The organism is Marivita cryptomonadis (genome assembly GCF_002115725.1).
Classification (GTDB): Bacteria; Pseudomonadota; Alphaproteobacteria; order Rhodobacterales; family Rhodobacteraceae; genus Marivita; species Marivita cryptomonadis.
The window spans coordinates 44,590-61,795 of sequence record NZ_JFKD01000011.1 but is presented as its reverse complement, the minus strand read 5'-3'; the positions used below and the strand labels follow the sequence as shown (position 1 = coordinate 61,795).

The 17,206-nt window shown below is 59.9% G+C and carries 19 protein-coding genes; 6 read left to right on the top strand and 13 right to left on the bottom strand.

Features of this window, described 5'->3' with window-relative positions; all coding sequences use genetic code 11:
• Positions 1-36: 36 nt before the first annotated feature.
• From scpB to MCRY_RS13305, 7 genes are all read right to left on the bottom strand, one after another.
• A complete protein-coding gene (gene scpB / locus MCRY_RS13335; protein WP_085630677.1) occupies positions 37-708 on the bottom strand; it encodes an SMC-Scp complex subunit ScpB in 672 nt (223 codons plus the stop codon).
• Entirely contained in the window at positions 705-1,493 is a 789-nt protein-coding gene (locus MCRY_RS13330) for a segregation and condensation protein A (protein ID WP_085630675.1), read from the bottom strand. The genes scpB and MCRY_RS13330 overlap by 4 nt, the downstream gene beginning before the upstream one ends.
• On the bottom strand, positions 1,490-2,503 hold the full coding sequence (locus MCRY_RS13325; RefSeq protein ID WP_085630674.1) for a glycoside hydrolase family 3 N-terminal domain-containing protein: 1,014 nt from the start codon (positions 2,501-2,503) through the stop codon (positions 1,490-1,492). Before MCRY_RS13325 ends, MCRY_RS13330 begins: the two co-directional genes overlap by 4 nt.
• Positions 2,500-3,486, bottom strand: coding sequence for an SPOR domain-containing protein (locus MCRY_RS13320; RefSeq protein WP_085630672.1), 987 nt, complete (start codon positions 3,484-3,486; stop codon positions 2,500-2,502). Before MCRY_RS13320 ends, MCRY_RS13325 begins: the two co-directional genes overlap by 4 nt.
• A 73-nt stretch (positions 3,487-3,559) precedes the next feature.
• Positions 3,560-5,305, bottom strand: a complete 1,746-nt coding sequence (gene argS / locus MCRY_RS13315) for an arginine--tRNA ligase (RefSeq protein WP_085630670.1) — start codon at positions 5,303-5,305, stop codon at positions 3,560-3,562.
• Positions 5,306-5,361: 56 nt separating this feature from the next.
• Positions 5,362-7,191, bottom strand: a complete 1,830-nt coding sequence (locus MCRY_RS13310; RefSeq protein ID WP_409644986.1) for a cation:proton antiporter — start codon at positions 7,189-7,191, stop codon at positions 5,362-5,364.
• A gap of 12 nt (positions 7,192-7,203) precedes the next feature.
• Positions 7,204-8,364 (bottom strand): deoxyguanosinetriphosphate triphosphohydrolase, encoded by a 1,161-nt coding sequence (locus tag MCRY_RS13305; protein ID WP_085630668.1) that lies wholly within the window; start codon positions 8,362-8,364, stop codon positions 7,204-7,206.
• Between the two features lie 83 nt (positions 8,365-8,447).
• Here MCRY_RS13305 and MCRY_RS13300 point away from each other — a divergent pair, with 83 nt between their 5' ends.
• Positions 8,448-8,771, top strand: a complete 324-nt coding sequence (locus tag MCRY_RS13300; protein WP_085630666.1) for a HesB/IscA family protein — start codon at positions 8,448-8,450, stop codon at positions 8,769-8,771.
• An 11-nt stretch (positions 8,772-8,782) separates the two neighbouring features.
• Here the strand turns inward: MCRY_RS13300 and MCRY_RS13295 are convergent, their stop codons facing one another.
• Positions 8,783-9,859 (bottom strand): DUF6902 family protein, encoded by a 1,077-nt coding sequence (locus tag MCRY_RS13295; RefSeq protein WP_085630664.1) that lies wholly within the window; start codon positions 9,857-9,859, stop codon positions 8,783-8,785.
• A 61-nt stretch (positions 9,860-9,920) separates the two neighbouring features.
• On the bottom strand, positions 9,921-10,469 hold the full coding sequence (locus MCRY_RS13290) for a DUF6749 family protein (protein ID WP_085630662.1): 549 nt from the start codon (positions 10,467-10,469) through the stop codon (positions 9,921-9,923).
• Positions 10,470-10,801: 332 nt separating this feature from the next.
• Between MCRY_RS13290 and xth the strand changes: the two genes are divergently transcribed.
• From xth to grxD, 4 genes are all read left to right on the top strand, one after another.
• Positions 10,802-11,584 carry an exodeoxyribonuclease III gene (gene xth, locus MCRY_RS13285; RefSeq protein WP_085630660.1) on the top strand — a complete coding sequence of 261 codons (783 nt, stop codon included), beginning with the start codon at positions 10,802-10,804 and terminating at the stop codon, positions 11,582-11,584.
• A 75-nt stretch (positions 11,585-11,659) separates the two neighbouring features.
• Positions 11,660-11,902, top strand: a complete 243-nt coding sequence (locus MCRY_RS13280) for a BolA/IbaG family iron-sulfur metabolism protein (protein ID WP_085630658.1) — start codon at positions 11,660-11,662, stop codon at positions 11,900-11,902.
• A gap of 103 nt (positions 11,903-12,005) precedes the next feature.
• Positions 12,006-12,143: a hypothetical protein gene (locus MCRY_RS22920; RefSeq protein WP_171046177.1), complete on the top strand. Its 138-nt coding sequence runs from the start codon at positions 12,006-12,008 to the stop codon at positions 12,141-12,143.
• Positions 12,136-12,498, top strand: coding sequence for a Grx4 family monothiol glutaredoxin (gene grxD, locus MCRY_RS13275; protein ID WP_085630656.1), 363 nt, complete (start codon positions 12,136-12,138; stop codon positions 12,496-12,498). Before MCRY_RS22920 ends, grxD begins: the two co-directional genes overlap by 8 nt.
• 82 nt (positions 12,499-12,580) lie before the next feature.
• On the opposite strand, the gene MCRY_RS13270 is transcribed toward grxD, so the two are convergent.
• Together MCRY_RS13270 and MCRY_RS13265 are read right to left on the bottom strand one after the other, a co-directional pair.
• Positions 12,581-12,973, bottom strand: coding sequence for a cell division protein ZapA (locus MCRY_RS13270; RefSeq protein ID WP_085630654.1), 393 nt, complete (start codon positions 12,971-12,973; stop codon positions 12,581-12,583).
• Positions 12,973-13,518, bottom strand: coding sequence for a hypothetical protein (locus tag MCRY_RS13265; RefSeq protein WP_085630874.1), 546 nt, complete (start codon positions 13,516-13,518; stop codon positions 12,973-12,975). Before MCRY_RS13265 ends, MCRY_RS13270 begins: the two co-directional genes overlap by 1 nt.
• 239 nt (positions 13,519-13,757) lie before the next feature.
• Here MCRY_RS13265 and tkt point away from each other — a divergent pair, with 239 nt between their 5' ends.
• Positions 13,758-15,803 carry a transketolase gene (tkt, locus tag MCRY_RS13260; RefSeq protein ID WP_085630652.1) on the top strand — a complete coding sequence of 682 codons (2,046 nt, stop codon included), beginning with the start codon at positions 13,758-13,760 and terminating at the stop codon, positions 15,801-15,803.
• A 102-nt stretch (positions 15,804-15,905) separates the two neighbouring features.
• Here tkt and MCRY_RS13255 read toward each other — a convergent pair whose 3' ends face one another.
• Together MCRY_RS13255 and MCRY_RS13250 are read right to left on the bottom strand one after the other, a co-directional pair.
• Complete coding sequence (locus MCRY_RS13255; RefSeq protein ID WP_085630650.1) at positions 15,906-16,196, bottom strand: hypothetical protein; 291 nt, start codon at positions 16,194-16,196, stop codon at positions 15,906-15,908.
• Positions 16,197-16,241: 45 nt separating this feature from the next.
• Positions 16,242-17,198 carry a DUF808 domain-containing protein gene (locus tag MCRY_RS13250; protein ID WP_085630648.1) on the bottom strand — a complete coding sequence of 319 codons (957 nt, stop codon included), beginning with the start codon at positions 17,196-17,198 and terminating at the stop codon, positions 16,242-16,244.
• Positions 17,199-17,206 lie beyond the last annotated feature (8 nt).

Genomic DNA, 17,206 nt, shown 5'->3' with positions numbered 1-17,206 from the left:
AACGCATGGCGTCTGCCCACCTGAGAAAAGACCTGCTCAATCCTCGAACAGTTCGGACTGACCTTCTTCGATCTCTTCCTCGGAATCCACATCGCCTTCGCCCATGTTCGGCATCGTGCCAGGCGGGGGACGGTTTTCCAGCAGACCTGCGGCGCGCAATTCCTTGAGCCCCGGCAAATCCCGCGCGGATTCGAGACCGAAATGATCAAGGAAATCCTGCGTTACCACGAATGTCACTGGACGGCCCGGTGTCATCCGCCTGCGACCAAAGCGAATCCATTCCATTTCAAGCAGTTGGTCCACCGTGCCCCGGCTGACCGACACGCCGCGGATCTCCTCGATCTCGGCGCGGGTGACAGGTTGATGATAGGCGATGATGGCCAGCGTTTCGATGGCAGCACGGCTGAGCTTGCGGGTCTCGACCGTTTCCTTCTGCATCAGGAACCCGAGATCGGGCGCGGTGCGGATCGCCCATGCGTCACCCACCTTGACCACGTTGACGCCCCTGCCCTCGTAGCGTTTGCGCAGGTGAACCAGCGCCTCGGCGGCGTCGGCACCGTGTGGCATGCGGTCGTTGAGTTCCTTCGTTGTCACGGCTTCAGCGGTGGCAAAGAGGATCGCCTCGACCATGCGTTCCTGTTCGCCCATGGGGGGCGCTTCGAACAGGCTTTTCTCGACCTTGGTCTCGATTTCGGTGTCGTCGGTCATCGCCCATCCCTCCGGCGCAATTCTATCGGCGCGAACGTGTCGGACTGGCGCAGCTCTACCTTGCCTTCCTTGGCCAGCTCCAACGATGCGGCAAAGGTCGATGCCGTGGCCGACCGCCATTTCACCGGATCGGCATCCCAACCCTCGGGCATGTAGGAGGAAATAGCAGTCCATGTTCCGGCAAAGCCGATCAAACCCCGCATCCGTTCCAGCGCCTGTTCCATCGTGAATACCGCATCCCGGTCCATTACGAAGGGGCGGAATTCGTCCTTGGTGCGGATGCGTGCATAGCCTTGCATCAGGTCCAAGAGCGTTGCGGTGTATTCGACTTTCCGCACCTGTTCGACCTGTTGTGTGATCCCTCTGGCAAAAAAGTCGCGGCCCAATTGATCCCGCGCCATCAGCTTGGCCGCGACATCCCGCATCGCTTGCAAGCGTTCGAGTTGAAACGCCAGATGTGCCGCAAGGTCTTCGCCGGAGGGGCCTTCTTCAGTCGGATCGGGCGGCAGCAGCAAACGGGATTTCAGGAAGGCAAGCCATGCTGCCATCACAAGATAATCGGCGGCCAGTTCAATTCGCAGCGCCTTGGCCTTTTCGACAAAGGTAAGGTATTGCCGCGCCAGATCCAAAACCGAGATCTTGCGCAGGTCGACTTTTTGCGTGCGGCTGAGTGTCAGAAGAAGATCCAGCGGGCCTTCAAAGCCGTCCACATCGACAATAAGCGCTTCCGCCGCCAAACGGTCCGCGACCGAGCCGTCAAAATTGTCCGATGTCGCGTCGTTCATGCACCGCGCCCTTGCTCCAGTTCCGCAAGCTTGGCTTTGAGGGCCGCAATGTCAACATCCTGAGGGCGGGTTCGACGGGCCAGTGCGGCTTCAGCACGCGCTTGGCTAGCCCTGGGCATGGTGCCGATGCGGTCCATCAGGGCGATGCGTTCTGCCAGATCGCCGTTGCAATGCAAGATCACGTCGCAACCTGCTTCCATCGACGCAGCCCCCCGTTCCGGGACGGTGCCCGAAAGGGCCTGCATGCTGATATCGTCGGTCATCAACAGGCCGGTGAATCCTAGGTCGTCGCGGATGCGACGGATCATACTGGCCGAGGTGGTGGCCGGGCCGGTTTCGCCAAATGCGCTATAGACAAGATGTGCCGTCATGCCCATCGCCACATCGGCAAAGGGGCGGAAAGCGGCGAAGTCGATTTTGTCCAAAGTCTCGGCCGAAACGTCGATGCGCGGCAGATCAAGATGGCTGTCCATCTGCGCCAGGCCATGTCCGGGAATGTGTTTGATCACCGGAAAGACGCCGCCCTGTTCATGTCCTTCGACCACAGCACGGCCAATTTTCACAACGTGATCAAGATTTGACCCGTAGCAGCGGTTGCGCAGGAATGGATGGGTTTCGGACCGCGCGACATCAAGCATTGGCGCACAATTGGCGTCGATGCCAAGCGCCATCAATTCATGCGCGGTGATACGGTAGCGCAGGCGCATACCGTCTTCGGCATTCGGGCCAAGCAGGTCGACGTGATCCAGCGGTGGCAGCCAGTCGGTCGCCAACGGCGCGCGCAGCCGTTGGACGCGGCCGCCTTCCTGATCAATGAAAACCGGCGCGGTCCAGCCCACCGATTCACGCAGTTCGGATGTCAAAGCGCGGATCTGATCGGCACTTTCCAGATTGCGGTCGAAGAGGATGAATCCAAACGGATTGGCATCTGCAAAAAACGCGCGCTCGTCCGGGGACAGGCGCGCGCCGTCGCAGCCAAAGATGGCGGCTCCAAACAGGTTGGATGTCACCGGCTGACCACGGGAATGCAATCAGCCCCTTCAGCAACAAGAGCGGCACAAAAGCGTCGCGACTCGCTCAGATCGCCAAACCCGTGGGCGCGGAGTCGGTAGAACACACGGCCGCCCGACGTGGCCTCTTCGATCACGCGTTCCTTGTCGCCCAGAAACTCTCCGAACCGTGCGGACAGCTTCGTCCATTGTTCACGGGCGATCTCGGGGCTGTCGAACGCGCCGAACTGGACAAGCCGCGTGCCTGGGGGGATCTCACTTGAGGCGCGTTCTGCCACGCCTGAAGAGATCTGCGCAGCAGAAGTCGGTGTGGACAGCGAGGCCAATTGCAGCCCGGCAGGGCGTTGTGCCGGACGCAACGAGCGGGCCACACCGGGCACTGATGTCGGAATGATGTCTGCGGCGGCCACGAGGTCTTGCTCGGACTCGTCTTCGAAGATGGCGGTGTCCCGTGCCGGGGTAATTTCCGAGAACGGCGTCGCATTTGCCGCGATCTGGTCAGCCAGCGCCTGAATCGGGTCATCAGCATTGGCAATGTCGGTCAAAGCGAGCGCTGGCGCTTGGGTTTGGGCGTCTTCCCTTAGCGACGCCAAGGCCACCTCTTCCTGCGTCGTCAGCGTGCGGGTGTCCGTGATCTCGGTCACGACCATGTCTTCTTCGGTAATATCAAGCGGCCGGGGCGCCAAAACGATCTGTTCGGGAGGTGGGGCCGAGGTGCCCGTTCCGGCGATGTTGTTGACTGCCAGCCCTTCATGACGCGCGATCTGGCCACCGGGGTTCTCCGGTGCAACGCGCATCGGGCCTTCTATCGCCCGCACCACGGGCACACCCGAGACATCGCGCACGATCAGCCGATATCCCCAAACCGCAACACCCACCACAAGTGCCAGCGACATGGCCGCGCCCAGCCAATTGGCTGTCGTGGCCAGGTTGCCAGACGTTTCTCCCCCGCGTGCGGGGCCCGTCATATGCATGTCTGCCATGTCCGCCTCATCTCCCGGCGGGCGTTGCCACCGGTGTTTCTTGCCTCTGCCTCAACCGGTCACGGCGCTTTTGTCAGCGCATTTCTTCGACCGGAGTGACCCCCAAGATACCAAGGCCTGCGGAAATAACAACAGAGACGGACCGCGCGAGGGCGATTTTCGCCTGTGACGCCTCGGTGTTGCCTTCCTGCAAAAAGCGCAGTTCAGGAACATCGTTGCCCTTATTGTAAAGCGCGTGCAGATCCGAGGCGAGTTCGTAGAGGTAGAACGCGACGCGGTGGGGCTCGTTTGTGCGGGCGGCGATTTCGATCAGACGCGGCCATTCGGCCAGTTTGCGCGCGACGGCCAGTTCGCTGTCATGGGCCATGTCCGACAGGTCGATCCCGGCAAGCGTGGCATCATCCACTTGGACACCTGCTTCGGTAGCCTTGCGAAGCACCGAGTTCACCCGTGCTACGGCGTATTGCACGTAGAACACCGGGTTGTCCTTGGACTGCTCCAGCACCTTGTCGAAATCGAAATCCAGTGGCGCGTCGTTCTTACGGGTGAGCATCACGAACCGGGTCACATCGGGGCCAACCTCTGCCACCACATCGCTGAGGGTGACAAACGTCCCTGCCCGCTTGGACATCTTGAACGGCTCGCCGTTCTTGTAGAGCTTGACCAGTTGCGTCAGCTTGATGTCGAGCGGCGTCTTGCCCCCCGACAGAGCACTGACAGCGGCTTTCATCCGTTTGACGTAGCCGCCGTGGTCTGCGCCGAAGACGTCGATCAGCAGGTCGTAGCCACGCTGCACTTTGTCGTAGTGATAGGCGATGTCCGGGGCGAAATAGGTCCATGCCCCATCCGATTTCTGGATCGGACGGTCCACATCGTCGCCATGGGCCGTGGACCGGAACAATGTCTGTTCGCGCGGTTCCCAGTCCTCGGGGGTTTTGCCCTTGGGCGGCTCCAACGTGCCGCGATAGATCAGACCCTTGTCGTCGAGATCCTTGATGGCGGATTCGATCAGGCCTGTTCCGTAAAGAGACTTTTCGCTGAAAAATTTGTCCATCTCGACGCCAAGCGATCCAAGATCAGCGCGGATCAGCATCATCATGGCGTCGGTGGCAAAGTTGCGCACCTCTTCCAGCCAGACGTCTTCGGGTTGGCCGACATAGGCATCACCAACCTTGTCCTTAAGCGCCTCACCCACCGGGATCAGGTAATCACCGGGATAGGTGCCGTCGACAAAGGCCACATCCTGCCCGTGAGCTTCGAGGTAGCGCAGGTACACTGACCGCGCGAGCACATCGACCTGCGCGCCACCATCGTTGATGTAGTATTCGCGCGTGACTTCGTAACCTGCGTAATCCAGCAGGGATGCCAGCGCGTCGCCAAAGACCGCACCGCGCGTGTGGCCCACATGGAGCGGGCCGGTGGGGTTGGCGGACACGTATTCCACGTTAACCTTTTTGCCCTGCCCCATGGCAGATTTGCCGTAGGCCATGCCGGAGGTCAGGATCGCCTTGGGCAAGCCCTGCCAGACGGCGTTGCCCAGCCGCAGGTTCAAGAACCCCGGTCCCGCCACTTCGGCGCTTGACACGCGGGGATCATCGGACAGTTTGGCGGCCAATGCCTCGGCGATGTCACGCGGCTTGGCACCGGCGGGTTTCGCCAGCACCATCGCGGCATTGGTGGCCATATCGCCATGCAGCGGATCGCGCGGCGGCTCTACCGTCACGTTGGCAAAGTCGAGACCACCCGGCAGCGCGCCTTCGGCCACCATCGCGTTCAGGCTGTCGATCACAAGCGCCCGGATATCGGAAAAGAGGTTCATGTCACACGTCCTTTGTTCGGGACGTCCTCTACCACCTTGGCGCGCGGCGTCAAATGTTAGGCTTGCCCTTCCGCCTTGGCGCGGTGTTCTTTCATCGGCAGCATGGCGATCAGGCGGGTCCCACGGGTTTCCTTGGGTGTGTCTTTGGGGCCAAGAATACGCAGCGTGCCGCGCGGTCCGATATCGGCGATCGGGATGCCTTCGGGATGAGTGTCGTACCAGTTCTGAAGGGTGAATTCCTCAGACAATGTGGTGACGCGGAATTCCCATCCGTCCCACATGCGGCGCTGCACCTGCCAAAAGGTCTCACCTGCGCCGATGTACCGACCGCCCAGTTTCGGTGGTAAAGCATAGCGCGCTGACTCCGAGGTTTCGCGGGTGAGTTGGTAGACGTTTTCGCGTCCGAATTCCGGCGCAAGGTCGGTGGCGACCAACGTGTTGTAGGCGTCGTTGTCGGTGGCTGCGATCACGGTTTCATAGGCCATCAGGTCAAGCCGGTGTTCAGCGCCTTCGGACAGAATGTCGCCAGTGTAAATCTGCAACCCGGCGTCGCGTGCGTCGCGCAGGTGGCTGCGGTTCGGGTCCGAGATCATAACCGGCAGGTCCAGCTTTTTCAGCAGCTTGCCGAATTCAACGGTCCAACGGTTGCCCCCCACGAGAAGCACACCGGGAGTGGTGGAGGCATTCAGCCCCAAGAGCCGTGCCACAGGTTTGAGCGTAAAACCGTGCAACACAACCGTCCCCGCCACCAACGCAAAGGCCAGCGACGATATCTGGGCTGCATCCTCGATCCCGGCTTGCACCAGACGGTCGCCAAAGAGGCCCGCCACGGCAACAAGGACAACGCCGCGCGGGCCGGTGAAGGCGACCAGCAGGCGTTCGGCCCACGGCACGTTGGAAAAGGCGAGCGAGATCAGCACAGTCACGGGACGTGCGATCAGGATCACTGCCACAACTGTCGCCAACGTTTGCCAATTCATTGCCAGCAGCGTCTCGCGGGTCATGTTGGCGGCCAACAGGATGAATACGCCGGACACCAGCAGGATCGTTGCGTGTTCCTTGAAGCGGTGCATCTCGGCATGGCTGGGCAGATGCGCGTTCGCGATCCACACACCCATAATGGTCACCGCCAGCAGCCCGCTTTCATGCAAGAGAGAGTCGGAGGCGGCAAAGGCCACCAGCACGCTGACAAACAGCACCGGAACCTTCATGTATTCCGGCACCCAACCGCTGGAGAACGATTTGGCAATGCCCCAACCTGCGACAAGGCCCACCAGAGTGGCGACAACAATGCCGATCGCAAGTTCGCTCAGAGCCTGTTCGACCGTCGTCGCAGTTTGCCAGACCAGCACCACCTCAAAGGCCAGAACGGCGGCCAAAGCGCCTGCGGGGTCGTTGACGATGGCTTCCCACTGCAACAGGGCTGCCGGTCGGCGTTTCAGACGTGCTTGACGCAAAAGCGGCGCGATCACGGTTGGGCCGGTCACGATCATGATCCCGCCAAAGACGGACGCTGTGGCCCAGCTTAGGCCACCGACGTAATGCAAGACCGAAGCCGACAGCAGCCAGCCGACTGGCCCACCGATAATGACCAGCCGTTTAACACCCACGGCGGCGTCGGTCAGGGATTTGAAATTGAGCGTCAGGCCGCCTTCGAACAGGATTATCGCCACTGCGATGGCCACGATCGGTTGCAGCAGATCCCCCATCGCCACGGATGGATCAAGGATGCCGAAAACTGGCCCAACCAACAAACCTGCCAGCAACATCAGCACGATCGCCGGAAGATTGAGCCGCCACGCAAGCCATTGCGCCCCGACGCCCAAAGCGCCGACCAAAGCAAAGGCGGTGACCGGGTTCATGCCGGCGTCTGCAGGTGTTGCCACGATGGTATCCTCTTATGACCTGGCGGAAATCACGTCCGATCCTGTCAGGCGCGCGTGCTCCTGCAGGGCAAACCGGTCGGTCATCCCGGCTATGTAATCCCCGACAAGCCGTGCAAGTTCCGTCTCGGTCTGAATTTCCGCGACATCCTTGCGCCATTGCTTGGGCAAAAGCGACGGGTCGGACATGAACAAAGGGAAAAGTTCGTTGATCACTTTGGTGACCTGCGCGCGCATCACAATAACGTCCGGCGCGCGGTACATCCGGTGGAACAGAAACTCGCGGATCACCTTGAGATCGGTCCAGAGCGCGGGGGTGAATTGCACCATCATTCGCCCTGCCGCGCGGATATCTTCCGGGGATTGCGGATCGAGGTCTTTCAAATTTGCACGGGTGACATTGATCACATCGCTGACCAACACACCGAAAAAGCGGCGTAACGCTTCGTGTCGACGCCGGTAGTAATTCAGGCCGGGGTAAATGCGATCTACCTCTGCAAAACAATCACTTACGATGGGAAGTTCAGCCAGCTCATCGGTTGAAAACAGCTCGGCCCGCAGTCCGTCATGCAGGTCGTGATGATTGTAGGCGATGTCGTCGGACAAGGCCGCGACCTGCGCCTCGGCACTCGCATGTGTGTGCAATTCAAGATCATGCCGCGCGTTGTAAGCCGCCAAAGCATGCGGGATCGGCTGCTTTACAGGACCATTATGTTTTGCAATGCCTTCAAGGGTTTCCCAGGTGAGGTTCAACCCGTCGAAGTCGGCGTAGTGCCGTTCCAAAGCGGTGACGATGCGGATCGCCTGCGCGTTGTGATCGAACCCGCCATAGGGTTGCATCAGCGCATCCAGCGCGTCTTCGCCAGTGTGACCGAATGGCGTGTGGCCCAGATCATGCGCCAGCGCCACCGCTTCGGTCAGTTCCAGATCCAGCCCCAGCGTTTTTGAGATCGTCCGCGCGACCTGCCCAACTTCGATGGAATGCGTCAGACGCGTCCGGAAATAGTCGCCCTCATGTTCTATAAAGACCTGCGTCTTGTGTTTCAGCCGCCGGAACGCCGAGGCATGAATGATCCTGTCTCGGTCGCGCTGAAAACACGACCGAAAGGCGCTTTCCTCTTCGGGGTATAGCCTGCCGCGCGACCTGCCCGGTTCGCATGCAAATTGCGCCGTCATGTTCGACCGCCTGTTCTTGTTCCCTGTCCCGATCGCCCTTATATTCAGAAAAGTGCACAATTCAAAGCGAACCCGAGGGTGACATGCAGCTTCCACCGAAAGTGACAGAACGCGCGTTCGAACGTTTGTCGGAAATTGGCGCCAGCGCTGATGGGAAAGCCCTACGCGTGGCGGTAGAAGGCGGCGGGTGTTCGGGTTTCCAGTATGAAATCAAGCTGGACGAACCGCTGGCGGATGATCTGGTCCTTGAAGGTCAAGGCGAACGCGTCGTGGTGGATTCGGTGTCATTGCCGTTTCTCGCGAACGCGGTGATCGACTTTTCCGAAGAACTGATCGGCGCGCGCTTTGTGATCGAAAACCCGAATGCCACGTCCTCTTGCGGGTGTGGCACCAGTTTTTCGATGTAAGCGCGTAGGCGCTAGTGCAACGCGCCCAGTGGATCGGCGCGGGCAAAGCCGTGAAAGAACGCTTCGAAATGCCGGGACGAGGTTTTGGCCTTTTCCAGCACCTGCATCGCTTCGGGTGAAAGACGGTCTTCCATGTGAAGCCGCATGCTCATCCAGTCGCCACTACGCGCATCGTCGAGATTGAACATCGCTTCGGACATCTCGCGCATTGGAGTGGCTCGGCCAACATTGTGGTCGAACCGCATCCGGTCATAGACAAAGCCTTTGGCAAACGCGGCATCACCCGCCATCGCCTGATGCCAATTACACACCAGAAATTCGTGGTAATCGTCCTGAACGCTGACACCCGCACCATCGGTCACTGTGAACAACGCAGTTTCGCGTTTCAGCCAATCGGTCCACAGCACTGGCGGCATTTCTCCGGCATAGTGCATGGCGATACAGATCTCGGACAGAAGGTCGGCGTTTTGTTCGATGAACGCCAGGAGTCCTGCGAAATGCAGGCTGCGCTTTGCGTCAGCATCCAGTTGCGGATCACACCGCCCGTATTCGCTTAGATAAAAGACGAGGTGGGTCAGTTCGTAAGCGGCCTTTTTGTTTGGCAAGGCAAAGGTGCTGGACCGTGCCATGAAATAGCGCGCGCGGTCTTCAAGCGTTGGGTCGGTGCTCTTCGGCGTCATGTCCCTCCGAGCCATGAGGCGCAGCGCTTCCATGCGTTGGAGGTCGGACAGTTCTGCACGGGGCAAATCCTGTTCCCGTGCCCATCCAACCAGACGTTCCCCATGATTGCCGGGCATGCCCAAGTCTTCGAGGTCAAGCGTGATCGACAGGAAGAAGCGATAGTATTGCGGAAAGAAGCGCAGCCGTTTTTCGACTGTTTCGTAGAATTCCGCGTAGGCGTCCAGCGCCGCCTCGCCGGGCGCGGTTCCGGTGGATTCCAGAATGTTCAAAATCTCGGCGTTTTCCTTGAGCCAGAACACGTCGTCACCGTGGCGACGGTGTTGGGCAAAACAGCTCAGAAGCGCGCCGAAGCGCGCTTCTTGCGGGTTGATCCGGGACGGGGGGGTAAGGTGGATGACGTTGGTCATGATCCAATCCTCCTAGGGGGTGTAAGGGGACGGGCCACCCCGCCCCGGGTCAATGCGTAGATTATGAGCCGGAGGTGAAGAGCGCGCAGCCTTCGCCATCGGCGGTGGTCTCAGCAGTCACAGGGCTGGACCCAGATGTGAACGCTTCGACAGCGTCTCCGGTTGTTGTGTCGCTTGTCACCGGGCTGGAACCAGACGTGAAGGCTTCTACCGCGTCGCCGGTACGCGCATCCGACGTGGCAGGTGCAGAGCCGGACGTGAACGCTTCTACCGCGTCACCTGTACGGCTGTCGGATGTTGTGGGTGCGGAACCGGAGGTGAACAGGCCGACCGCTTCGCCGTTGCTGGCGGATGTGCCGAACGGCGCAGAACCGGATGTGAACAATCCTGTCGCGTCCCCCACAAAGGCGGTTGCGCTGGCCGCCGGAGCGGAGCCAGATGTGAACATCTCGACAGCATCGCCCAAAAGAGCATCTGCAGAGCCCATCGGCGCAGAGCCGGACGTGAACAAAGCTGTGGCGTCCCCGCTGTGAATATCATCACGAGCGCCGGTATTGTACTGATTTTCCTGAAGGAACTGAGTAGACTGAATTTTGCGAGCTGCGGTCATGTTGGCCTCCTCTGGCTGGTTGAGTGAGTTAACGATGACACGCAAAAAATGTATTTGAGAAGAATGAATATCGCTAAACGTGTATATGAGCGAGTTATCCACATGAAGATTCTCCCATAGGTTGTTTCGAGAGAAAAGGTCCTCAAGTTATCAACAGATTTGAAAAATCTGGGGATAAGTCTTTTCGCGTCGACCGGCCGGGCATCGGCGCTGGTGCGACGGGCTGAACAAACCGCGATTTCGAGGCATTCAATGACGTTCGATTCGGCCAGATCCCTTCTTGTGCGTCCGTGCCCTTCTTGGGATAGAAAGGACAATCGGGGAGACCACACATGAAAATCGCGACGTTCAACATCAACGGGATCAAGGCCCGCCTGCCCGCACTGACCGACTGGTTGCGCGACAGCGCGCCGGATGTGGCGTTGCTGCAAGAGATCAAATCGGTCGATGAGGCATTCCCGCGCGAGGAATTGGAGGATTTGGGCTACACGGTCGAAACCCACGGTCAAAAGGGCTTCAACGGGGTGGCGATCTTGTCGAAGCTGCCACTGGAGGATGTGACCCGCGGCCTACCCGGTGATGACAGCGACGAACAGGCACGCTGGATCGAAGCGACCGTGATCGGCGACACGCAGGCGGTCCGCGTCTGTGGTCTCTACCTGCCCAACGGAAATCCTGCACCGGGGCCGAAATACGATTACAAACTGGACTGGATGAAACGGTTGGAAGCACGGGCCCGTGATTTGCTGGCTGATGAGATGCCTGCGCTGATGGCAGGTGATTACAACATCATCCCGCAGGCCGAAGATGCGGCCAAGCCCGAGCAATGGACAGAAGACGCCTTGTTCCGACCCGAGTCCCGGACGGCCTTCCGGCGCATCCTGAACCTTGGCTTTACCGAAGCTTTCCGCGCGCGAACGCATGGCGGCGGGCATTATTCATTCTGGGATTATCAGGCAGGTGCGTGGGAGCGAAACAACGGGATTCGCATCGACCACTTCCTTTTGTCACCCGCCTGCGCCGACATGATGACCGATTGCTGGATCGAAAGCGCGGTGCGTGGACGCGAGAAACCGTCTGACCACGTGCCCGTCTGGGTGTCATTGACAGCCTAACCCGCAGCACCGCCTTGCGAAATAGTAAAGCCCGGCATACATCTTTTTCAAAGTCCACAATCGGAGAGCAGCGCAATGGCCATGCAAGCGCAGGAAATCGAAGACCTGATCCGCGCAGAGTTTCCCAACGCCAAGATCACGATCACGGATCTGGCTGGGGATGGGAACCACTATGCGGCCGAGGTGATCGACGAAAGCTTCAAGGGCATGAACCGGGTGCAACAGCAACGGGCCGTCTATGCCGCGCTGAAGGGCAAGATGGATGGCTCGCACGGTGAATTGCATGCGCTGGCCCTGACCACGAAAGCCCCCGCCTAATGCCCGCGCGGGTCTGGAATATCCTGATGATCCTGTTGATCGGTCCGTTCGCTTGGTTCACCTGGCGACGCCCTAAAGCGCACAGCCAATCTGGGGATGTGGCATGATCGACTTTCTGTCAAACACTTGGCCAATGTTCGCCGCCATTGGCCTCGTCACCCTAATCACTGTCGGCGCCACAATGCCGTATATCCGCAAGGACCGGAAACGCCGCGAAGAGATGGAGCAAAAGAATGACTGACGCGAAACAGATGATCGACGAAACCGTCAAAGCGAATGACGTGGTGCTGTATATGAAAGGCACCAAGTCCATGCCGCAATGCGGGTTCTCCAGCAAGGTTGCCGGTGTGCTGAACTACATGGGCGTCGACTTTGCCGACGTGAACGTTCTTGCGGACGAGAACATCCGTCAGGGTATCAAGGAATATTCCGATTGGCCGACGATCCCGCAGCTTTATGTCAAAGGCGAATTTGTCGGTGGCTGCGACATCATCACCGAGATGACGTTGTCTGGCGAACTGGATCAGCTGTTCGACGCAAACGGCGTCACCTATGACAAAGACGCGGCGGAAAAGATCCGCGAAGCGAACGCCTAAACGGCTTTCGACGACAACAATGACAAACGGCGCCCAATGGGCGCCGTTTTGCGTTATGGTCTAGGCTTGGCTCAAAGACGCCCTACCCGGCTTTATCCTCGACATCGCGGGCCAGAGCCTCGGCGCGTGCTGCGATCTCTTGCAAAGACTCAGTCACGTCGGTTGGCACCACCGGCACTTCGATCCGTTCCGGTTCGGGCGGCGGCGTGTCTTTGATGGCGCGCAGTTCGGACAGATACGCCCCTGCGCGATCTTCGCTTTCGCGTAGCTTGTCTTCCAGACCGGCGGTCTTGTCTGCCAGCATCAGCCCAGCCATCAACAGCATCCGCGCTTCGGGAATGCGGCCGACCTGCTGTGCCAGCACCTGTGCCTCGGTGTCGAGCATCCGTGCCGCGGAATGCAGGTATTGCTCTTCGCCTTCCTGACAGGCCACGTCAAAGCTGCGGCCCCCGATGGTGATTTCGACTTCAGGCATCAGTTCGCCTCCTCGGATTCAGCAGCTGCTTCGAGCAACGGTGTCAGTGACGCGATGATGGCGCGGGTTTCCGCTGCGTCGACCGAGCGGGCTGCACGAAGACCTTCCAGTTCGGCCAGCATTGCCTTGTTGATCAGATGTGGTTCGCCGACATTGTCGGCCAGCGCGCGGCGCAGTTCTTCATTCGTGGCGCGCAGCATCTCGTTGGATTGGCGCAGGCGTTGTAGGTCAAGATCAAGCGCGGCCACATCCACAGTTGGTTGCGGCTCGGGTGCAGGTGCCGGGACCGCTGCGGCCTTGGCGGCCTCAAGCTCCTGACGGTGGGTTTCGTGCAGCTTTCGCACACGCTCTTCAAGCTGGGCATTGGCCAGCTTTTCTTCGTCCAGCGCATCCTGCAGGCGCGCCACTTCGGCAGGGTCGATCCCCGGCTCAGCGGGTTCTGGCGCTACAGGATGTGCCGCGCGCTCTTCGAGCCGGGCTACCCCTTGCGCGACCCGGTCCAGCGCCGCCGTGATGCGATGTTGTAACTCGTTAATTTGGGTCATTTGCCTGATCCCCGTTTTGTTGTTTATCTGACCGAGGTGAGACCCCTCCAGACGCATTTTTCCGTGCTCTCGAAACGAATCGCTCCGTCCTCTTAATGTGAAAGTTTAACAATCCGCGTCTGAAAATGCGCCCCCTTATGCGCATCCGGCACGGCTGTGCCGCTTGAACTCTGCGTTGACACTGGTATGAGCGCCGACAACGACCCCTTTTGCCCCCATCATGAAGGACGCGACGGCCCGTGGATATCGAGACCCTCAAAGCCCAGAACCCCGATCATTGGAACAAGGCGGCGGCGATCCGTGCGCTTTCGCTGGATGCCGTGGCTGCCGCCAATTCCGGCCATTCGGGCATGCCCATCGGCATGGCGGATGTGGCCACCGTGCTGTATGAAAAGCACCTCAAGTTCGACGCCGCCCACCCCGGCTGGCATGACCGCGACCGGTTTATCCTGTCGGCGGGTCACGGTTCCATGCTGCTTTATTCGCTGCTCTACCTTGTGGGTGATCCCGAGATCACGTTGGATCAGGTCAAGAATTTCCGCCAATGGGGCGCGAAAACCGCTGGCCATCCCGAGAACTTTCTCGCACAGGCGATCGAAACCACCACCGGTCCGCTGGGTCAGGGCATTGCGAACTCTGTTGGCTTCGCCATGGCAGAAGAAGCGCTGCGCGCTCGGTTCGGCAAGAAACTGGTTGATCACCACACCTATGTGATCGCGGGTGACGGCTGCCTAATGGAAGGCGTCAGCCACGAAGCCATCGGCATCGCCGGGCGTCAGGAACTGTCCAAGCTGGTTGTCTTCTGGGACAACAACAACATCACCATCGACGGCACGGTTGCGCTTTCGGACCGTACCGATCAGGTTGGCCGCTTCACCGCCGCAGGCTGGCATGTGCAGGAAATCGACGGCCACAACCCGGCCGAGATCGACGCCGCCATCACAGCCGCGAAAGCCGACAAGCGCCCGTCAATGATCGCGTGCAAAACGCATATCGCCCTTGGTCACGCGGCGCAGGACACCTCGAAGGGTCACGGCGCATTGACGAATGCCGACCAGAACGCCGAGGCCAAAGCGATATGGGGTTGGACCACCGGCCCGTTCGAAGTGCCGGGCGACATCAAGTCGGCATGGGAAGAGATCGGTCGTCGCGGTGCTGCGGACCGTGCCGAATGGGACGTGCGTCTGGCCGAGATGTCCGCCGCCCGTCAGGCCGAATTCGCCCGCACCATGGCAGGTGAAGCGCCGAAAAAGCTGTCTTCGACCATCAAGGCGCTGAAAAAGCAGATCAGCGAAAGCGCCCCCAAGGTGGCCACGCGCAAAAGCTCGGAAATGGTGCTGGAAGTACTCAACCCGATCCTGCCGGAAACCTTTGGCGGCTCGGCTGACCTGACCGGGTCGAACAACACCAAGACCGGTGATCTGGGTGTGTTCGACATCGACAACCGCAAGGGCCGCTACATGTACTGGGGCATCCGCGAACATGGCATGGCGTCGGCGATGAACGGCATGGCGCTGCATGGCGGCATCCGTCCCTATGGCGGCACGTTCATGTGCTTCACCGATTACGCCCGCCCCGCGATGCGCCTGTCGGCACTGATGCAGGTGCCAACGGTGTACGTGATGACGCATGACAGCATCGGTCTGGGCGAAGATGGCCCAACCCACCAGCCGGTTGAACATCTGGCAATCAGCCGTGCCACGCCGAACACACTTGTGTTCCGTCCTGCGGATACGGTGGAAACGGCTGAGGCGTGGGAGATTGCGTTCACCCAGACCAAGACGCCGTCGGTGCTGTCGCTGACCCGTCAGAACCTGCCAACCGTGCGGACCGAACACAAGACCAAGAACCTCACCGCGCAAGGTGCCTATGTTCTGGCTGATGCCGAAGGCAAGCGTCAGGCGATCTTGATGGCCACCGGTTCGGAAGTCGAGATCGCCATGGCGGCGCGCGACATTCTGCACGCCGAAGGGATCGGCACGCGGGTCGTGTCGATGCCGTGCTGGGAATTGTTCGAAGAGCAGGACGAAGCCTACCGCAAGCGTGTCTTGCCGGGTGGTCCGGTGCGTGTCGGGGTCGAAGCGGGCATCCGCTTTGGTTGGGACCGCTGGCTGTTTGGTGAGCGCGGCAAGCGTGAAAAGTCGGGCTTTGTCGGGATGCACGGCTTTGGGGCCTCGGCGCCTGCGGAAACGCTGTACGAAAAGTTTGGCATCACGGCAGAGGCCGTGGCGCAAAAAGCACGCGATCTGGTCGAGGGCCGCTGGCAGGCTGACCCGCGCACATAAATGCATCTGGGCGGCTCTGTTTGTCAGGGCCGCCCGTTCGCGATACATTGATATTGATGCATCTGAAGAACGCGTTGACGCGTTCTGTGGCACACACAACAATTATCCGAGAAACGCGTTGCGGTCCGATGGCCATGCGCGCTGTGACAAGGTGGGTGGATCGCGGTTGACGATCAATCGCACCGGATCACGGTTACAGAACACAACCAACTGTTCGCCATTCTCGACAAGCGTGAAGCCGCGCCGCCGCACCTCGCGCAGAAAAGCATCGCGGCCGACAACCCGTTCCACATCACAGGCAGACCGTTGGATCACTCCGCCACGGCCCACCGCCTTTGCTGAGAATAGGTTGCGCAGCCAAATGTCTGGATCAGGATCGCTTGGTGTCGTCATGCATCCTGCATAGCGCGAACAAGGTTAAGCCAAGCTTAACGCAGATCAAACACCCTTTGGCATCACCGACGTCCAGATGGGGGCGATGATTTTGACCCCGATCGGGATCAGGATCAGCCCCCAGATCAAACCAAGCACAAAATCGATCCCAGCTGTCACCGCCCATTCGACAAAGCCCTGCCCGGCCCCGACGGCCACTGCGATGCCGTGGATCGCGTCTTCCGGCCCATGCCATCCCATCTGAGCGATGGAATGCACGATGATCGACCCACCGACCCAGAGCATTGCCGCTGTGCCCACCACGGTCAGCGTCTTGAGAAGCCACGGCATGAACTTGACGATCCCGCGTCCCAGAGCGCGCGTCAGACCAAGGCGCCCCACCCGCGACAACCAAAGTCCCACATCGTCCATCTTAACGATCACCGCCACCGCGCCATATACCGCCAGCGTCACCATGATCCCCACAACGGCCAGCGTGGCCCCCTGCATCCAGATATTGTCGCTTTCGATCACCGACAGCGCGATGGTCATGATTTCAGCCGACAGAATGAAATCGGTCTTGATCGCGCCTTTGATCTTTTCCTCCTCCAGATGCTTCGGATCAGCCACATCATGGCTGCCATCCGGCCCGCCGGAATGGTCGTCATGCGGCATCAGCACGTGCACGATTTTTTCCGCCCCCTCGAAACACAGATAACTGCCTCCGAGGATCAGCAACGGCGGGATCATCCAAGGTGCGAATGTAGACAGCAGCAATGCGGCGGGCAGCAGAAAGACCAGTTTGTTGACCAGAGAGCCTCGCGCAATTCGCCAGATGATCGGCAATTCGCGGGCAGGTTCGAATCCGTGGAGGTATTTCGGCGTGACCGCCGCATCGTCGATCAGCACACCTGCTGTCTTCGATCCGGCCTTGGCGGCCGCCGCCCCGATGTCATCGACCGAGGCCGCCGCCACCTTTGCGATGGCAGCCACATCGTCGAGAAGGGCCAACAATCCGCTCATACCTGCAC

Coding starts and splice junctions, on each gene's coding strand:
- MCRY_RS13270 (WP_085630654.1), bottom strand. CDS start 12,973: ATGCCTGAAGTCGAAATCACCATCGGGGGCCGCAGCTTTGACGTGGCC.
- MCRY_RS13305 (WP_085630668.1), bottom strand. CDS start 8,364: ATGACGGCGCAATTTGCATGCGAACCGGGCAGGTCGCGCGGCAGGCTA.
- grxD (WP_085630656.1), top strand. CDS start 12,136: ATGACTGACGCGAAACAGATGATCGACGAAACCGTCAAAGCGAATGAC.
- MCRY_RS13330 (WP_085630675.1), bottom strand. CDS start 1,493: ATGAACGACGCGACATCGGACAATTTTGACGGCTCGGTCGCGGACCGT.
- MCRY_RS22920 (WP_171046177.1), top strand. CDS start 12,006: ATGATCGACTTTCTGTCAAACACTTGGCCAATGTTCGCCGCCATTGGC.
- MCRY_RS13280 (WP_085630658.1), top strand. CDS start 11,660: ATGGCCATGCAAGCGCAGGAAATCGAAGACCTGATCCGCGCAGAGTTT.
- MCRY_RS13250 (WP_085630648.1), bottom strand. CDS start 17,198: ATGAGCGGATTGTTGGCCCTTCTCGACGATGTGGCTGCCATCGCAAAG.
- MCRY_RS13320 (WP_085630672.1), bottom strand. CDS start 3,486: ATGGCAGACATGCATATGACGGGCCCCGCACGCGGGGGAGAAACGTCT.
- MCRY_RS13265 (WP_085630874.1), bottom strand. CDS start 13,518: ATGACCCAAATTAACGAGTTACAACATCGCATCACGGCGGCGCTGGAC.
- MCRY_RS13290 (WP_085630662.1), bottom strand. CDS start 10,469: ATGACCGCAGCTCGCAAAATTCAGTCTACTCAGTTCCTTCAGGAAAAT.
- scpB (WP_085630677.1), bottom strand. CDS start 708: ATGACCGACGACACCGAAATCGAGACCAAGGTCGAGAAAAGCCTGTTC.
- xth (WP_085630660.1), top strand. CDS start 10,802: ATGAAAATCGCGACGTTCAACATCAACGGGATCAAGGCCCGCCTGCCC.
- MCRY_RS13255 (WP_085630650.1), bottom strand. CDS start 16,196: ATGACGACACCAAGCGATCCTGATCCAGACATTTGGCTGCGCAACCTA.
- MCRY_RS13295 (WP_085630664.1), bottom strand. CDS start 9,859: ATGACCAACGTCATCCACCTTACCCCCCCGTCCCGGATCAACCCGCAA.
- MCRY_RS13300 (WP_085630666.1), top strand. CDS start 8,448: ATGCAGCTTCCACCGAAAGTGACAGAACGCGCGTTCGAACGTTTGTCG.
- argS (WP_085630670.1), bottom strand. CDS start 5,305: ATGAACCTCTTTTCCGATATCCGGGCGCTTGTGATCGACAGCCTGAAC.